General features: G+C 71.9%; 14 protein-coding genes. 4 read left to right on the forward strand and 10 right to left on the reverse strand.

Going from position 1 to position 16,977, the window contains the following annotated elements; translation table 11 throughout:
• Positions 1–51: 51 nt before the first annotated feature.
• On the forward strand, positions 52–1,212 hold the full coding sequence (locus FHU28_RS02730) for an N-acetylmuramoyl-L-alanine amidase (protein ID WP_184680551.1): 1,161 nt from the start codon (positions 52–54) through the stop codon (positions 1,210–1,212).
• 28 nt (positions 1,213–1,240) lie between these two features.
• Here FHU28_RS02730 and FHU28_RS02735 read toward each other — a convergent pair whose 3' ends face one another.
• On the reverse strand, positions 1,241–1,906 hold the full coding sequence (locus FHU28_RS02735) for a hypothetical protein (protein WP_043327687.1): 666 nt from the start codon (positions 1,904–1,906) through the stop codon (positions 1,241–1,243).
• A 281-nt stretch (positions 1,907–2,187) separates the two neighbouring features.
• Between FHU28_RS02735 and FHU28_RS02740 the strand changes: the two genes are divergently transcribed.
• Positions 2,188–3,501 carry an aminotransferase-like domain-containing protein gene (locus FHU28_RS02740; RefSeq protein ID WP_184680553.1) on the forward strand — a complete coding sequence of 438 codons (1,314 nt, stop codon included), beginning with the start codon at positions 2,188–2,190 and terminating at the stop codon, positions 3,499–3,501.
• Positions 3,502–3,508: 7 nt separating this feature from the next.
• Positions 3,509–4,504: a D-alanine--D-alanine ligase family protein gene (locus FHU28_RS02745; protein WP_184680555.1), complete on the forward strand. Its 996-nt coding sequence runs from the start codon at positions 3,509–3,511 to the stop codon at positions 4,502–4,504.
• A gap of 2 nt (positions 4,505–4,506) precedes the next feature.
• Here FHU28_RS02745 and FHU28_RS02750 read toward each other — a convergent pair whose 3' ends face one another.
• From FHU28_RS02750 to rpmH, 9 genes are all read right to left on the reverse strand, one after another.
• A complete protein-coding gene (locus FHU28_RS02750) occupies positions 4,507–5,355 on the reverse strand; it encodes a hypothetical protein (RefSeq protein ID WP_184680557.1) in 849 nt (282 codons plus the stop codon).
• 1,624 nt (positions 5,356–6,979) lie between these two features.
• Positions 6,980–8,020: a ParB/RepB/Spo0J family partition protein gene (locus FHU28_RS02755; protein WP_184680559.1), complete on the reverse strand. Its 1,041-nt coding sequence runs from the start codon at positions 8,018–8,020 to the stop codon at positions 6,980–6,982.
• A 27-nt stretch (positions 8,021–8,047) separates the two neighbouring features.
• Positions 8,048–9,367, reverse strand: a complete 1,320-nt coding sequence (locus tag FHU28_RS33000) for an AAA family ATPase (protein ID WP_311773508.1) — start codon at positions 9,365–9,367, stop codon at positions 8,048–8,050.
• Positions 9,368–9,611: 244 nt separating this feature from the next.
• Positions 9,612–10,364, reverse strand: a complete 753-nt coding sequence (gene rsmG / locus FHU28_RS02765) for a 16S rRNA (guanine(527)-N(7))-methyltransferase RsmG (RefSeq protein ID WP_311773687.1) — start codon at positions 10,362–10,364, stop codon at positions 9,612–9,614.
• A gap of 341 nt (positions 10,365–10,705) precedes the next feature.
• Positions 10,706–11,296 carry a Jag family protein gene (locus tag FHU28_RS02770; protein WP_184680561.1) on the reverse strand — a complete coding sequence of 197 codons (591 nt, stop codon included), beginning with the start codon at positions 11,294–11,296 and terminating at the stop codon, positions 10,706–10,708.
• A 212-nt stretch (positions 11,297–11,508) separates the two neighbouring features.
• Positions 11,509–12,510 (reverse strand): membrane protein insertase YidC, encoded by a 1,002-nt coding sequence (gene yidC, locus FHU28_RS02775; protein WP_184680563.1) that lies wholly within the window; start codon positions 12,508–12,510, stop codon positions 11,509–11,511.
• On the reverse strand, positions 12,511–12,750 hold the full coding sequence (gene yidD, locus FHU28_RS02780; protein WP_091567651.1) for a membrane protein insertion efficiency factor YidD: 240 nt from the start codon (positions 12,748–12,750) through the stop codon (positions 12,511–12,513).
• A gap of 41 nt (positions 12,751–12,791) precedes the next feature.
• Positions 12,792–13,205 carry a ribonuclease P protein component gene (rnpA, locus tag FHU28_RS02785; RefSeq protein WP_184680565.1) on the reverse strand — a complete coding sequence of 138 codons (414 nt, stop codon included), beginning with the start codon at positions 13,203–13,205 and terminating at the stop codon, positions 12,792–12,794.
• A gap of 34 nt (positions 13,206–13,239) precedes the next feature.
• Positions 13,240–13,377 carry a 50S ribosomal protein L34 gene (rpmH, locus tag FHU28_RS02790; RefSeq protein ID WP_184680567.1) on the reverse strand — a complete coding sequence of 46 codons (138 nt, stop codon included), beginning with the start codon at positions 13,375–13,377 and terminating at the stop codon, positions 13,240–13,242.
• Between the two features lie 576 nt (positions 13,378–13,953).
• On the opposite strand from rpmH, the gene dnaA reads away from it, so the two are divergent.
• Complete coding sequence (gene dnaA / locus FHU28_RS02795) at positions 13,954–15,816, forward strand: chromosomal replication initiator protein DnaA (protein ID WP_184680569.1); 1,863 nt, start codon at positions 13,954–13,956, stop codon at positions 15,814–15,816.
• Positions 15,817–16,977: the final 1,161 nt, after the last annotated feature.

Here is a 16,977-nt window from a genome sequence, read left to right on the forward strand (position 1 = left end):
AGCATCCGTCGGAGTTCCGGTCCTGCCAACGTCCGTGCATAGGGGGTCGTCGTGCATCCGATCCGACCCGGTGACCAGGGACCGGCGGTGGCCGAGATCCGTACCGTGCTCGTCGGCCTGGAGCTTCTCCCCGCCGACAGCGGGGGCGACGACTACGACGCCGAGACCGAACGCGCGGTCCGGGCGTTCCAGCAGTCCCGCGGCCTCAGCGTCGACGGGCGCGTCGGCGCCGAGACCTGGCGGGCGCTGGACGCGGCCCGCTGGCGGTTCGGCGCCCGCGCGCTCTTCCACGCCGTACCCGAGCCGATCACCGGCGAGGACGTCCGCTCGCTCCAGGAACGCCTGCTGGAGATGGGGTACGACGTGGGACGCGCCGACGCCATCTACGGCATCCGAACCTCCCGCGCGGTGGCCCAGTTCCAGCGGGAGATGGGACTGAAACCGGACGGGTCGTGCGGGCCGCACACCGTCAACGCGCTGCGCCGCCTCGGCCGCAAGGTGGTCGGCGGGCGCCCGCAGTGGCTGCGCGAGTCCGACGCCATCCGGCAGGCCGGACCGGAACTCGTCGGGCGGACCGTGGTGATCGACCCGGGGCACGGGGGCACCGACCCGGGCGTGGTGGTGCCCGACGGCACGCTGCGCTGGACCGAGGCGGACCTCGTGCACGACCTCGCCAGCCGGCTGGAGGGGCGGCTCGCCGCGGCCGGTGTACGCGTGCAGCTCACCCGGGGCCCGTCGCCCGCGAGCTGCCTGCCCGACGACGACCGGGCCCAGCTCGCCAACTCTCTCGGCGCCGACGTGTTCATCTCGCTGCACACCGACCACCACGCCAACCCGGCCGCCGAGGGGGTGGCCACCTACCACTACGGCACCGACAACGGCGTCACGTCGGCGACCGGCGAGCGCCTGGCCGGGCTGGTGCAGCGGGAGATCGTGGCCCGTACCGGGCTGCGCGACTGCCACACCCACGCCAAGGCGTGGGAACTGCTCCGGCTCACCCGGATGCCCGCGGTACGCGTCGAGGTCGGCTACCTGACCTCCCCGGACGACCGGGCCCGGCTGGTCGACCCCCGGTTCCGGGACCGGGTGGCCGAGGCCATCGTCGCCGCGGTGCAGCGGATGTACCTGCCGATCGAGCGGGACGTGCCGACCGGCTCGATCGACGTGACCGAACTGCGGGCGGTGCTCGCCGCCGGCACCGTCGTCGACTGAGCCCGCTCAGTTGGTCGGCTGGCCCTGCTCAGCTGGTCGAGCGGGTGGCCGGCGCCGGCCGGACCGGCCGCAGCAGCGTCTCCGGGCTCATCGAGCCGAGCAGCTTCTCCAGCGCGTACTCCACGTCCGACTTCCAGCTCAGCGCCGTACGCAGCTCCAACCGCAGGCGCGGGTAGCGCGGGTGCGGCCGGACCGTCTTGAAGCCCACCGACAGGAAGAAGTCGGCCGGCGCCACGCAGGCGCGGGCCGGGTCGTCCGCGTCGTCGCCGAACTTCGCGTCGCCGAACGCCTCGATCGCCTTGATGCCGCGCTTGGTCAGGTCGCGGGCCACGCCCTGGACCAGCATCCGGCCCAGGCCGCCGTCGGCGAAGGCGGGCACCACGTGCGCCGTCATCAGCAGCGCCGCGTCCGCCGAGACCGGCGAGGTGGGAAACGCCATCGAGCGCGGGACGTACGCCGGCGGCGCGTACATGACGAACCCGGCCGGCATCCCGTCGACGTAGACGAGCTTGCCGCAGGAGCCCCATTCCAGCAGCGTCTGGGAGACCCACGCCTCCTTCTCCAGGCCCGGGTCACCGGCCGCGCAGGCCCGCTCCGCGGAGACCGGATCCAGCTCCCAGTAGACGCAGCGCCGGCACGATCGAGGCAGGTCCTCCAGCGTGTCCAGGGTCAGGCTGACCAGACGTCGCGACATGAGCGCACCCCACCAATAGGCTCGGAGCGCCGGTGTGTCCCGCGCCCTCCTGCTCCCGACGAGCGATCGTACGCTTCCGCCCGGCGCTGCGGGAGTGGACGCGCGAACCCCTGCCCGGAAGGCGGACGCCCGGTCCGGGATGTGGACGTGTCCACACGGCGGGTACCGCTACCGTCACGACGGACTACGATCGACCAACCGGCCCCCGCCGCCAATGTCTGTCGGCATCGCGGGTACCACACCGGGCGGCAGCCCCGCCGACACCCGATCGAGGTGATGTCATGACCGGCACGACGCTCGACGACTACACCGACAGGTACGCCCGGCGCGTCCGCGGGATGACCGCCTCGGAGATCCGGGCGCTCTTCGCGGTGGCCAGCCGGCCGGAGGTCGTTTCGCTCGCCGGTGGGGCACCCTACATCGCGGCGCTGCCACTGGACGCGGTCGGCGAGATGCTCGGCCGGCTCGGCGCCGAGCACGGGGCCACCACCCTCCAGTACGGCATCGGCCAGGGCACCCCGGAGCTGCGCGAGCGGATCTGCGAGGTGATGTCCCTCTCCGGGATCGACGCCTCCTGCGGCGCCTCCCCGGAGGACGTGGTGGTCACGGTCGGCGGCCAGCAGGCCCTCGACCTGGTGGCCCGGCTCTTCCTGGACCCGGGTGACGTGGTGCTCGCCGAGGGCCCGACGTACGTCGGCGCGCTCGGGGTGTTCCAGGCCGCCCAGGCCCAGGTCGCCCACGTGCCGATGGACGACGAGGGACTCATCCCGGAGGCGCTGGAGGTGGCCATCGCCGACCTGGCCCGGGCCGGCCGGCGGGTGAAGTTCCTCTACACCATCCCCACCTACCAGAACCCCGCCGGCGTGACGCTGAGCGAGGAGCGGCGCGAGCGGGTGCTCGACATCTGCGAGCGCGCCGGGCTGCTGGTGGTGGAGGACGACCCGTACGGTCAGCTCGGTTTCGAGGGCGAGGCGCCCAGGCCGCTGCGGGCCCGGCGGCGCGACGGGGTCTTCTACCTGAGCACGTTCTCCAAGACGTTCGCGCCGGGCCTGCGGGTGGGCTGGATCCTCGCCCCGCACGCGGTCCGCGACAAGCTGGTCATCGCGAGCGAGGCCCAGATCCTCTGCCCGAGCGCGTACGCGCAGTCGGCCGTCTCGACGTACCTCGGCACCATGCCCTGGCGGCAGCAGCTCAAGGTCTACCGCGAGATCTACCGCGAGCGCCGGGACGCGCTGCTCGACGCGATGGCCGACCTGATGCCCGAGGGCACCACCTGGACCACACCGCGCGGTGGCCTGTTCGTCTGGGCGACGCTGCCCGACGGGCTCGACTCCAAGGCGATGATGCCGCGGGCCGTGGCCGCCCGCGTCGCGTACGTGCCGGGTACCGGCTTCTACGCCGACGGCACCGGCGCCGGGAACATGCGGCTGAACTTCTCCTTCCCGTCGCCGGAGCGGATCCGCGAGGGCGTCCGCCGGTTGGCCGGGGTGATGGAGCAGGAGATCGCCATGCGCAAGGTCTTCGGCGCGGTCGGCGGTGCCGGACCCCGCCGTCGCCAGGGCGGCTCGGACACGCCCGGTCCCGACTTGGCATGATGCCCGCATGTCCGACAGCCCTGCCGCACCGCCTCCCGTGACCGGATCCGCCGTCGACGAGCTGCACGTGCTCGTGCTCGCCGGTGGCCTCTCCTACGAGCGGGACGTCTCGTTGCGATCGGGCCGCCGGGTGCTCGACGCCCTGCGCGCGGTCGGCGTACAGGCGGAACTGCGCGATGCCGACGTGGCGTTGCTGCCCGCCCTGACCGCCGACCCGCCGGACGCGGTGGTGATCGCCCTGCACGGCGCCACCGGCGAGGACGGCTCACTGCGCGGCGTGCTCGACCTCTGGGACGTGCCCTACGTCGGCTGCGACGCCCGGTCCTCCCGGCTCGCCTGGGACAAGCCGTCCGCAAAGGCGGTGCTGCGCGAGGCGGGCATCCCGACGCCCGACTGGGTGGCGCTGCCGCACGACCGCTTCTCCGAACTGGGGGCGGTCGCCGTCCTGGACCGGATCGTGGACCGGCTCGGGCTGCCGCTGATGGTCAAGCCGGCGCAGGGCGGGTCCGGGCTGGGCGCCGCCGTGGTCCGGGAGGCGGCGTCGCTGCCGGCCGCGATGGTCGGCTGTTTCGCGTACGACCAGACCGCGCTCGTGGAGCGCTACGTGCCCGGGATGGACGTGGCGGTCTCCGTGCTCGACCTCGGCAAGGGCCCGCAGGCCCTGCCCCCGGTCGAGATCGTGCCGCGCAACGGCGTCTACGACTACGCGGCCCGCTACACCGCCGGCCGCACCACGTGGCACGCGCCCGCCCGACTCGACGCCGCGACGACCGCCCGGGTGACCGAGGTGGCGCTCGCCGCGCACACCGCGCTCGGCCTGCGCGACGTGTCCCGGGTCGACCTGATCGTCGACGCCGGGGGCCAGCCGCACGTGCTGGAGGTCAACGTCTCCCCGGGCATGACCGAAACCTCGCTGCTGCCGCTGGCCATCCAGGCGGCCGGACTGGACTTCGGCCGGGTGCTCGGCACGCTCGTGACCCGGGCCGCCGCCCGCCGTCGCTGAGGTCAGCCCTCCCGGGTACGCGCCGCCCGCGGCTGGTCGTCCTCGGCCTCGCCCGCGGTAGCGGCGTCCTCGGGCTCCTCCTGCTCCTCGGACGCTTCGGGTCCGCCCTCCGGCGACGGGTCGTCGCCCGACGGGCCCGCAGAGGGGTCTGAGACGTCCTGTGCCGCCTCGGACTCCGGGATCTCGTCCGCAGCCTCGATCACGGATGCGGGCTCCTCCTCGGGCTCCTCAGCGGCGTCCACGGGCGAGGCCGGGGAGAAGCTCGACGGGGCCTGCCACTTGATGCGCGGCGGCTCGGCGAGCGGCCGGCCGCCGAACTCGGCGAGCCACGCGGCCACCATGGCCAGATTCTCCCGCCACCTGTCCTCGGAGATCGGGGGCAGGATCGAGTCCCACAGCGACAGGAACGTGCCCCGCAGCTGCAGTCGCCCGTACGGCCGCGCGAGGAACCACAGGTGCAGGTGCGCGGAGCCGTCGCCCCAACGGTTCACGTGGACCCGGGCCACACCGTCGAGCGACCGGATGGCCCGCTCCAGGCGCACGGTCATCACGCCCAACTCGGCGGCGAGCAGATTCGGCAGGTCGCCCAGATCCAGGTGGGACCGGGACTCCAGGATCAGGACCATCGGCAGCCCGGTGGGCCGGTCCATGGCGCGGACCCGCCACCGCTCACCGACCCAGATGTACGCCTCGTCGGGCGCATTGCAGGCGGTGCACTCCCGATCCGCCTCGCCACGGCGGGGAGGTTCGAACGGCACGGGCTCGTCGAGCGGCTTGACGCGGAGATCGCCCTCGAAGGGAAAGGACGGCCACTGGGTGAAGTCTGGAACTGAGGGAGGGGTGTCCGGCACGACGCTGACCCTAACCGAGTTGGCGACGCCTGTCCCTACCCGTTCCACGGCCGCACACAGGTTGTCCACCGTGTTGTCCACAGGCTGCCGAGATCACCAGTACGGTGCGTCATCCACTGCTCAGCAAGGGTTTCCGCGCTTTGTTTCACGTGAAACGAGACGAGCCTGTGGACAACTTCTGTGGATAACTCGGAGGGCGTGTGGATCCGCTCTTCCAACGATCCGGGCGCTCGATCCGTACCGGGTTCGGGAGGCGCTTCTTGCGGTCGGTTCCACGTGAAACGGCGGCGGCCGACGATCCCGGTCAGTCGCACCGCCGGTCTTCGGTGATCCTGGTGCTGGCGTGGCTTGGCCGGTGGCTCGGTCCGGCACCAGTTGGTCGCCTTGGTCCGGCGGCTCCGGCGGCTCCGGCGGCTCCGGCGGCTCCGGCGGCTCCGGCGGCTCCGGCGGCTCCGGCGGGCATCCTCCCGTTGGTGGGATCGCCGTGCAACGGGACGACGCGCGGCGCTAGCCCTCATCCGGCGCGGGGCGGGTGCGGGCGTTGGTGACCTTCGGGGAAGCGGGAGATCCGGGGAAGCGCGCCCTCTAGACGGCCGCTTCCGGTCCAGGGTCGCCGGCGCCCGCTGCTGCCTACCGGGCGCGAGTGGAACGGCGTGGGTGCCTCCGGAGCGTTTTGACACACATGGCGTTCCACTCGGTTTCAGCACCGTTCCAAAGAGCGGCCGCGTGGGCGGTTAGCGCGCAGCGACGGCGCACACCCAACCACGGCGGTCGGCTCGTCTCATCGGCGACGCGGGGCCAGCCTCGACGCGCCGGCGTCATCATCGACTGGGCCGGCCCTCCAGGCTCGACGGGCCACCCCCGTTTCACGTGAAACGCCGCCCTATCGCTGCAAGGCTCGACCCTTCACCCGGCGGCACAGGTTCTCGCAAGCGCAAGCTCTCTCCAGCACGCTGCCGCGCGGATCAGGCGGCCCCCTTCAGTCCTTCGCTCACCCCTTGGACGCCGTGCGGCCGCCAATCTTGTTGGCAACTGACCCGGCTGGGTGCCGGCCCGCCTCCTTGTCGCCGTCACCCACGCCGACATCGTTCAGACAGACCGACTACTCCTCCGCCCGCCGAATCGGACCGTCAGCATGGAGCGGAAGACGAGGCACCCGGCGGGTTCCCGATCATCAAGCACAGCCGAACTCGACGGGACACGCAGCCCTGACGTCGACGGGTGGCCACACAAGTTGGCACGGAGTCATGACCCCGACCCGCCCTCGGCAGTGAGTCACTACGGCCACCGGCCTCCGAGTTGTCGTAGACGCGAGCGCGGTGGGCGGTGGGCTACTCGGCGCGCTCCGGCACCCGGCACCTCGCCCACCCGTCAATCGCAGAGGCCAGCCTCGCGACACGGGAGCAGAACGGCCGACTCTGAGTTCCGCCCGCCGCCTCAGCCCGCCCCGCACCGCCGTCCTCGTTTCACGTGAAACCAAGGCAGGCAGACCGACGGCGGTCCCGCAACCGCCACACCCTCAGTGCGATCGCAGGAGCCGGATCGCCCGGGGAACAGCAGCCTGGAGAAAGAACCGGCCGCACCCCCTCGCGGGCGGTGCGGCCGGCCGTACAAGCCCTCGCGGCTACGCCTCGGGCCGCTCCTCCTCGCCCACCCCGATGAGCCCGACGATCCGTTCCAGGTCGTCAACGGTGGCGAACTCGATCGTGATCTTCCCCTTGCTCCGGCCAATGTCGACCTTCACGCGGGTGTCGAACCGGTCCGAGAGCCGGTCCGCGAGATCGGTGAGCGCCGGGGCGTGCGGCTTCGGCCGGCGCTTCGCGGCAGACGCCTTCGCCGGTTCCTCGGCGAGCGCCAGGTGCACGAGTTCCTCGGCACCGCGTACCGAGATGCCCTCGGCGACGATCCGCTTGGCGAGCTGCTCCTGTGCCTCGGCGTCGTCGAGGCTGAGCAGTGCCCGGGCGTGACCGGCGGAGAGTACCCCGGCGGCGACCCGGCGCTGCACCGCCGCCGGCAGGTTCATCAGCCGGATGGTGTTGGAGATCTGCGGGCGGCTGCGGCCGATCCGCCGGGCCAGTTCCTCGTGCGTGGCGCCGAACTCCTCCAGCAGCTGCTGGTAGGCCGCCGCCTCTTCCAGCGGGTTCAGGTTGGCGCGGTGGATGTTCTCCAGCAGCGCGTCCCGGAGCATCGCGTCGTCCTTGGTGTCCCGGACGATCGCGGGGATGGTTTCCCGGCCGACCGCCTGGGCGGCGCGCCAGCGCCGCTCACCCATGACGAGTTCGTACTTCTCGGTGTCGAGCTGGCGGACCACGATCGGCTGGAGGAAGCCGACCTCCTGGATCGAGGTCTTCAGCTCCTCCAGCGCCTCCTCGTCGAAGACGTGCCGGGGCTGCTTCGGGTTCGGCACGATCGCGTCGACCAGGATCTCGGCGAAGCGGGCACCGGGCACCGGGCTCAGGTGCGACTCGGGCTCGGCGGCCGAGGGCGGGACGCTCCCTACTGCGCCGGTGATCGCGGCCGTCGCGCCGGCCACGGGAGCCGACGTCGGGCCCACCGCCGTGGGCGACTCCGGCTCCGTGGCCACCGGGTCGGCACCCGGTACCGGTCCGGTGGGGATGAGGGCGCCGAGCCCTCGGCCCAGCCCGCCGCGGGGACGGTTCTTCATGCGACGCCTCCCAGCGACATCTCCGCACTACGCATTCCGGCTCACCGGCTCCTTGACGCCTCGCTCCGCGATCTCCTGGGCGGCCTCGAAGTAACTCGTGGCTCCCCGCGAACCGGGATCGTAGGTCATCACCGACTGGCCGTAGCTCGGCGCCTCGGAGACACGCACGTTGCGCGGGATGACGGCCTGGAGCACCTTGTCGCCGAAGTGGTTCCGGACGTCCTGCTCCACCGCGTCCGCCAGCCGGGTACGCCTGTCGTACATGGTGAGCAGGATGGTGGAGACCTCGAGCTTCGGGTTGAGGTGCTGGCGTACCAGGTTGATGTTGTTGATCAACTGGTTGAGCCCTTCCAGCGCGTAGTACTCGCACTGGATCGGGATGAGCACCTCCTGCGCGGCGACAAGCGCGTTGACGGTGAGCAGGCCGAGCGACGGCGGGCAGTCTATGAAGACGTAGTCGAAGTGCCCCGGGTACGCGGCGATGGCCCGCGCCAGGCGGGACTCCCGGGCGACGACCGAGACCAGTTCGATCTCGGCGCCGGCCAGGTCGATCGTGGCCGGTACGCACCACAGGTTGGGGATGCCCTCGACGGCCTGCGCCACCTCTTCGAGCGGCACGCTGTCGATCAGGCAGTCGTAGACGTCCGGCACGCCGGTGTGGTGCGGGACGTTCAAACCGGTGGAGGCGTTGCCCTGGGGATCAAGGTCGACCACGAGCACCCGGTTGCCGTGCAGCGCAAGCGCCACGGCCAGGTTCACGGTGGTGGTCGTCTTGCCCACGCCGCCCTTCTGGTTGGCGACGCACATCACCCGGGTCCGGTCCGGGCGGGGCATGGTGACCTCGCCACTGGGATTCAGGATCTGCACGGCGCGCATCGCCTCCATAGCCAACGGTGGATCATCCTCTTCGCGCGTCGGGGTTTCACGTGAAACGTACGTGCTGCCGTCTGCCTCGTCGCCGTACCCGCTCGCCTGTGGCGTGTCGGACGGCGCCACGGCGGCCTCGGGAGCGGCCTGGTGCGGCACGGCCGAGACGGGCGGCTGGGGTTCGAAGCGAGCGGGCACTGCGGCGTTCGCCCGCACCGCCGGGGGTCGCGGCGTCGGGGCGTTCGCCGGGCCGTCGGCCGGGTCGAGCGGGTCCCGGGCCGGCGGGACGTTCGCGGGCGCCGACGACACCGGCCGCACGGCACCGGAAGGTGGCGTCTCGGCCGGCTGGTACGAGGCGGACGGATCGCGGGGCTCGTTCACCGTCCACTCCCGGTAGTTGGTTTCACGTGAAACGGGGCCGGGGGAGTTCCCTCCCGACCCGGTTACTCGTAGATCGTCGTACCTGCCGTCGTCATGCACCTGTCATCCCTACCCGCTCCGGATGGTCGGTCCGCACCCGTCGAATCGAGTCCGCGCCTCGCCCGGCGTGGTCGGCTCGGCGGGAACCGTCGGGTTCGGGTGCCGCCCGGCACCGCCGTTCCACACTATCGACGCGCGGTCAGCCTACGGCCGACGGGCGCAGTGGGTCCATGTCGGGTTGCGATCGATCACGTCACGCCCACCCGGTCCAACGACCGGGTGGGCGTCCGGACAGCCGTTTCGGTCAGCGGTCGCCACGACGGCGGCCGCCACGCGACCGCTTCGGCTTCTTGGGCCGGCGCGGGTTCACCACGCGCTCCCGGACCACCTCGATCACCGTCGCCGGGGACTCGACCATCCCCTCGCCGCAACGGTGCAGCTCCGGCGTACCGCCACCGAGGCGTACCACCGCTTCGGTGTGCTCGGCGATCTCGTCGGCCGCCGAGGCGCCCTTGAGCGCCACCAGGCGACCGCCGGAGACCAGCAGCGGCAGGCACCAACCGGCGAGCCGGTCCAGCGGCGCCACCGCGCGGGCGGTCACGATGTCGGCGGACAGCGCTTCCCGGTCCCGCGACCCGGCCGCCGCCTCCTCGGCCCGCCCGCGGAAGACGCGGACGTCGCGGGTCAGGCCGAGGCGTTGCACCGCCTCGATCAGGAAGGAGGTACGCCGCGCGAGCGGCTCCACGAGCGTCAGTGTGAGATCGGGACGCGCGATCGCCAGGACCAGGCCGGGCAGCCCGGCGCCGGAGCCGACGTCGATCACGCTCGCCCCCTCCGGGATCCGCTCGGCCACCACCGCGCAGTTGAGCAGGTGCCGGTCCCAGAGCCGCGGCGCCTCGCGCGGGCCGATCAGGCCGCGCACCACGCCGTCGGTGGCAAGCAGTTCGGCGTACGCGGCGGCGAGGTCGAGCCGGTCACCGAAGAGCGCACGGGCGGCCTCGGCCAGTTCGGGCGGTAGTGCAGCGGAAGCCGGGTCGGGGGCGGTGGCACCGTCCACAAGGGAAGGCGCGTCCTCCGCCGGCTCGGCGAAGACCGGATCGGCCGGCACGGCCGGTGCGGCCGGCGTCGCGTCCGCCACCGGCTCACCGGAGAAGGCCGGTGTCACGTCAGCAGCCGGGTCGGCGGGCTCGATCCCGGTCACCACCTCCGGCTCGGCCGAGAAGGCGGGCTCGCCCGGATCGGCCGGGGCATTTCCCGGGTACGCCGGGTCGGCCGGCCCGCCCTCGTCGGAGAAGACCGGGTCGACTGTGGGCTCGGCGCGCACAGCCGACGGCCCGGGCGGCGTACCACCCGGGCCGGCCACGGCGCCTGCCGTCGTCTCGTCGGAGATCACGGACCTCAGTCCGTCACCGGACGCACGACGATGCGGCGGTCGGGCTCGACGCCCTCGGACTCGCTCTCCACGCCGCTCATCGCGTTCACCACGTCGTGCACGCACTTGCGCTCGAACGCGGACATCGGCTCCAGGCGCACCGGCTCACCGTGCTCCTTGACCTTCTCGACCGCGTTCTTCGCCACGGCGGCCAGTTCCTTGCGCCGGGCGGCCCGGTAGCCACCGACGTCCAGCAGCAGGCGGCTCGGCGTGCCGGTCTGCCGGAACACGGCCAGCCGGGCCAGCTCCTGGAGCGCCTCCAGGGTTGCGCCGCGCTGGCCGACCAGGTTCTGCAGCCGTCCGCCGACCACCTCGACGACCGGGCGGCCACCGGAGACCAGCTCGTCGATGTCGCCGTCGTAGTCGAGGATGTCCAGCAGGCCCTCGACGTAGTCGGCGGCGATCTCGCTCTGCCGGAACAGGTCGCTGTCGGCCGGGGCCTTCTTCTCCCGGGGCTCGCCCGTGGCGTCCTCGGTCTCGGTGGCGGCGGTAACGGGGGTCTCCTCGTCCAGGGACTGGTCGGCGCTGGGGATGCTGGTCTCGGTCACGGGTCTCATCTCCGTACTCGCTCGGCCGGACCGTTCGGGGGTCCGCTGGTCTCCCGGGGCCGGCGGGAGGTTCGCCGGTTGCCCTCGGGCACGTCTGTACGGGCCAGTTTCGCCCGCGGCCGCGCGTCGCGCGGCGATTCCGGCCCGGCGCCGACTCCTCGGATGGCAGCACGTGGCCGGAACGGGCCACCGCCGGTATCGCGGCGGTGGCCCGGTGAAACTCAGCCCTGTCGCTTGGCGGGCCGGCTGCCGCCCTTCTTCGGGTTGACCGGCTTGGCGCCCGGCTTCGGTCCGGCCACCTTCGGCGCAGCGGCCGGGGCCTTCGCCGCCGGCTGGGCGGCCTTGCGGCCGAACAGGCCACCGGCCTTGGCCGGCTGCACCGGGCTCTTGCCACCGGTGCTCTTGGCGGCGGTGGTGCTCTTCGCCGTGGGCGGCGGCGGGAACTTCCGCAGCACCCACTGCTGCTGACCGAGCGTGAAGAGGTTGTTGGTGACCCAGTAGATGATCACACCGATGGGGAAGATCGCGCCCGAGATCAGCAGGGACAGCGGGATGCCGTAGAGCATCAGGCGCTGCACCATGCGCTGCTGCGGATCCTCGGCCCATCCGGTCTTGAGGATCATCTGACGGCTGGTCAGGTAGGTGGTGGCGATCATGATGATCACCAGGATGCCGGCGACGACCTTGACGGTGCCGGTGTTCGCGCCCAGCCGGCTGAGCTCCTCGGCGGTGGAGCCGAACTTGCCGGAGATCGGCGCGGTGAAAAGCGTCGCGTTCGAGGCGCTGTTGAACTGGTCGACAGTCCAGCCGTACAGGGTCTTGCCCTGGTTGTCCGGGCTGAGGCGGCGCAGCGTGTGGAACAGGCCCAGGAAGACCGGGATCTGGAGGAACATCGGAAGGCAGCCCATGAGCGGGTTGGCCTTTTCCTTCCGGTAGAGCTCCATCATCTCTTTCTGGAGCGTCTCCCGGTCACCCTTGTGCTTCTCCTGGAGCTCCTTCACCTTCGGCTGGAGCGCCTGCATGGCACGCTGCGACTTGATCTGCTTGACGAAGACCGGGAACAGGATCACCCGGACCGTCACCACCAGGAAGATGATGGCGAGGATCCAGGCCCAGTTCGTACCGATCACGGCCCCGACCGGAACTCCGATGGCGTCCCAGGCCGAGTGCCAGGTCAGCAGGATCCACGAGATCGCGTAGTAGATCCAGTCGAGACTAAACACTCAGGCTCCAGTCACGTCGGCACGGCGGCGGTCGCCCGGCTCCGGAACCGGGTCGTGTCCACCTGGGTGGAAGGGATGGCAGCGCGACAGCCGACGGACCGTCAGCCAGGCGCCCCGCAGCGCACCGTGCCGGGACACCGCCTCCACGGCGTAGGCACTGCACGACGGGTAGAACCGGCAGCGGGCCGGCAGTGCCGGACTTATCCACCGACGGTACGCGATGATAGGCGCCAGCAGCATGCGGGCACCGGTTGTGGGCGACGAAGTCGCGCTCGGGCCGGTCACCGCGACCGCCGTCCCTTGGGGGACCGCGCGGCGGCGAGAGCGGCGTCGAGGTCGGCCCCGAGCCGGGCGTACGTCGCGTCGGCGGCTGCCGGCAGCGCGCGTACCACGAGGGTCGTGCCGGCGGGCAGCTCGGACAGCCGCTCGCGGACCAGGTGCCGGAGCCGCCGGCGAACCTTGTTCCGGACCACCGCGCCGCCGACGGCCTTGGACACGACGAAGCCGGCGCGGCGTGGTGCGGAGGTCTCCGCACCGCTGGTCCGCGCCGGCTCCGGCGAAGGTGTCGCGGTGGTGCCGATCGGCTCGGGGGTGGTCAGGTGGACCACGACGGCGCCGCGGCCGACGCGTCGGCCACCGCGAACCGCTGCGGCGAAGTCGCTACTGCGCCGCAGTCGTTGCGCGGCGGCCAGCACGACTGCCCACGTCCCCGGACCGGACCTGTCGGCCTCAGGCCGACAGGCGGGTGCGGCCCTTGGAACGACGGGTAGCGATGATGGCGCGGCCGGCACGGGTGCGCATGCGCAGCCGGAAGCCGTGGGTCTTCGCGCGCCGGCGGTTGTTCGGCTGGTAGGTGCGCTTGCTCACGTCAGGCTCTCCGTTGTCGTACGCCCCGCGCGGCGGATCGCCCGGGGTCGTGTGCTGGTCCAGGCCACCTTGTCGGTGACCTCCGATCGGCGCTGCCGTGACGCGCTCCCCGGCGATGCGAGGTGACAGCCACGGACAGCAAGCATCAATCACCCTAGCAGAGGGCGAGAGAGCAGCCGCTCCAGCCTACGCAGGGGTGCAATGACCGTCAAACGTCACACTCCGGCGTCCCACCTGCGTCGGAACCCCGACCGAAGGGGCGGTTTTCACTGATGTTGCCAAGGTCGTCAGGGTGTCGCCGGTTGATGGCGTGGGGTCCGCGCTGTTAGCGTGCCCGATTGCGGTCGACGTCGGGGGTCCGGGGTTTGTCGCCGATCGGCAAGACCGGACACGCTGTTGAATCGTTCGGCACGGTGAACCCGCTTCAGCGCCTCCGCGAATCGAGGGGGGGCAGGTCCGACCCGCGTCCGGTGGGCGGTCACAATCGGTCGGTACACAGGCTGTGGATAACTTGTGGATGACGACCGGTCAGCCGTCCGGGCGGGCGTGAGGAGCAGGCGAGGGGGTGGCACGACGGTGACCGGAGCGACCGACCTGGCCGCGGTGTGGACGGCGACCACCGACGAACTCGCCGACGAGATCATCTCCGCGCAGCAACGGGCGTACCTCCGGCTCACCCGGCTGCGGGCGATCGTCGAGGACACCGCGTTGCTCTCCGTTCCGGACGCCTTCACCCGGGACGTGATCGAGTCGCGGCTGCGCCCGGCCATCACCGAGGCGCTGAGCCGCCGGCTCGGACGGCCGATACAGGTGGCCGTCACCGTACGGGTCACCGAGGACCCCGGAGCACGCCCGGCCGGCACTGTCTACCGCAGCAGCCCGGAACCGCTCCCCGAGCACGACGGCGCGGCCCCGCTGCCCGGATTCGACCAGCCCGGCCCGCCCACGGCCAACCCGCCCTTCCCGTCGCCTCGCCCGGAGCCCGGCTATGCCGAGTCCGGGTACGCCGCGTCCGGCTACGCGGATCCCCGCACGGAGCAGCAGGCGGACGAACCAGCGCCGCGGCAGCGGACCGCGGACGGCGGCCGCCCTCATCTGATCCCGTCCGGGCGGGACGCGCAGGACACGCTCTTCAGCGCCGCGTTCGCCGAGCCGCTGCGCGCCGCGCCCGATCGCCGCCCCTTCGACGAGCGCCGGGTCGAGCCCTCCTCCCCTGACTCCGGGGGGTACGAGCCCCGCTACCGGGAGAGCCCCGGCCCCGCCGATCCCGCGCCGATGCGCGGCCTGCCCCGCGACGGCGCGACTGACAGCGGCCCCGGTCGTGGTGGCCCCGGCCGCGGCGGCGCCGACCACCACCACCGTCCGGGCGGCCAAGCCGACCGCCGGCTGCCGGGCGGTACGGAGAGCGGCGGCAACCGGCTCAACCCGAAGTACATGTTCGAGACGTTCGTCATCGGCTCGTCCAACCGGTTCGCGCACGCGGCGAGCGTGGCGGTGGCCGAGTCGCCGGCCAAGGCGTACAACCCGCTGTTCATCTACGGCAGCTCAGGGCTGGGCAAGACCCACCTGCTGCACGCCATCGGGCACTACGCGACGACGCTCGGCAACGCCCGCTCGGTCCGGTACGTCTCGACCGAGGAATTCACGAACGACTTCATCAACTCGCTGCGCGACGACAAGACGAGCGCGTTCCAGCGCCGCTACCGGGACGTGGACATCCTCCTGATCGACGACATCCAGTTCCTGGAGAACCGGGAGCGGACGCAGGAGGAGTTCTTCCACACCTTCAACACGCTGCACAACGCCAACAAGCAGATCGTCATCACCTCGGACCGCTCGCCGAAGCAGCTCGCGACACTCGAGGACCGGCTGCGTACGCGCTTCGAGTGGGGCCTGCTCGCCGACATCCAGCCGCCGGACCTGGAGACGCGGATCGCGATCCTGCAGAAGAAGGCGGCCCAGGAGCGGCTGTACGCGCCGCCGGACGTGCTGGAGTTCATCGCCTCCCGGGTGTCGAACTCGATCCGCGAACTGGAGGGGGCGCTGATCCGGGTCACTGCCTTCGCCAGCCTCACCCGCTCCTCGGTCGAGCTGTCACTGGCCGAGGAGGTGCTGCGGGACTTCATCCCGGACGGCGCCGGGCCGGAGATCACCGCGGACCAGATCATGGTGTCCACCGCCGACTACTTCGGGGTGAGCCTGGAGGACCTGCGCGGCCATTCCCGGTCCCGGGTGCTCGTCAACGCCCGCCAGGTGGCCATGTACCTGTGCCGCGAGCTGACCGACCTGTCGCTGCCCCGCATCGGCCAGGCGTTCGGCGGCCGGGACCACACCACTGTGATGCACGCGGACCGCAAGATCCGCCAGCAGATGGCGGAGCGGCGCTCGCTCTACAACCAGATCGCCGAGCTGACCAACCGCATCAAGCAGACGACCTGACCCCTGCTCCCGCGCTGCCCCTTCCCCGTCCCGCCGCTCCGCCGCTCCGGCGGCCCCGGCGGCCCCGGCGGTGATCAAGGAGTTTGTGTCGGAAAGGCACGTCAATTCCTGCGCCGAACTCCTTGGTCAACAACGAGATGGCGGCCACGGGCGTCGCCGGCTCGGCCTGGGCGGCGTCCCGCTGGAGCGCCAACTCCATGATCGACGCCCTGTCGCCGTGTGCGCTCGGTCGCTTCGTCCGTCTTCCGGGCAGGAGTCGGTCGAGCCGAGCGCCATTGCGCCCCCGCCGCTCGGCCAGCGTCTGCGAGCGGGCTCCCCGCAGATCGTTGGAAGCTTGGCGCCCTCATGGGGGTCGTTTCCTACCAAGATCTCTCCGGAGCTGAGTGTCGAGCCGCAGGCACGGCGTGATCGCGGCCACGGCGGGCACTTCCGGAGGACCGACAGCAGCCGGAACCCGCTAGGCCGGAAGGCAGAAGCGGGGAGCCCTGGGGAAAGGCCCCGGGAGACCGGGGGCAGGGGCCGGGAATCCGGGCCTCGTGCGGACCACCCCGGGCCTCGGACCACCGGGCCGGTCGCGCCAGCCGGGCCTCAGAACCACCGGGCCAGCCGGGGCAACAGGGCCGGTCGGGGCGATCCGGTCCGCCCTCGCGACCGACCCACTGCCCCGGTTCCGCCGTCGCCCGCCGGCCCTCCCCGTCGATCATGAGAAGGCGGCAACCGGCCACCAACTGCCGCCACCTTCATGCACCAACACGAGTGGAGCGGGATCCGGGTAAGACAGGAACCGGAGGGCTGAGACAGAAACCGGGCGGTGCCGAGGGAAGGCCGGCGTGATCAAGGCGACCCCGGAAGCGGCCGACGGACCGGGCGCGGCGGGTGGCAACCAGCCGACAGCGGGAACGGTTGACCCTCGACCCGGTGAAGGACCCAGGATCGGTGCTGTGTTCGTCCACAGCTCGTACCCGTTGTCCACAGCCCCTGTGTCACAGGCGGTGGACAAACACCGTCCGCACCCGGCCGGTTACCCACAGACTGTGGACAACTCCTGGGGACGACGCTGTGGACGCCTGGGGATGACGATCACGTTGTCCCCAGACGACGGGCCGCCTGTGGGCGGGCTGTTGAAGGTTCTGGGGATGACGACGTCCGACGCTGTCGGCG

The organism is Micromonospora echinospora (assembly GCF_014203425.1).
GTDB lineage: Bacteria > Actinomycetota > Actinomycetes > Mycobacteriales > Micromonosporaceae > Micromonospora > Micromonospora echinospora_A.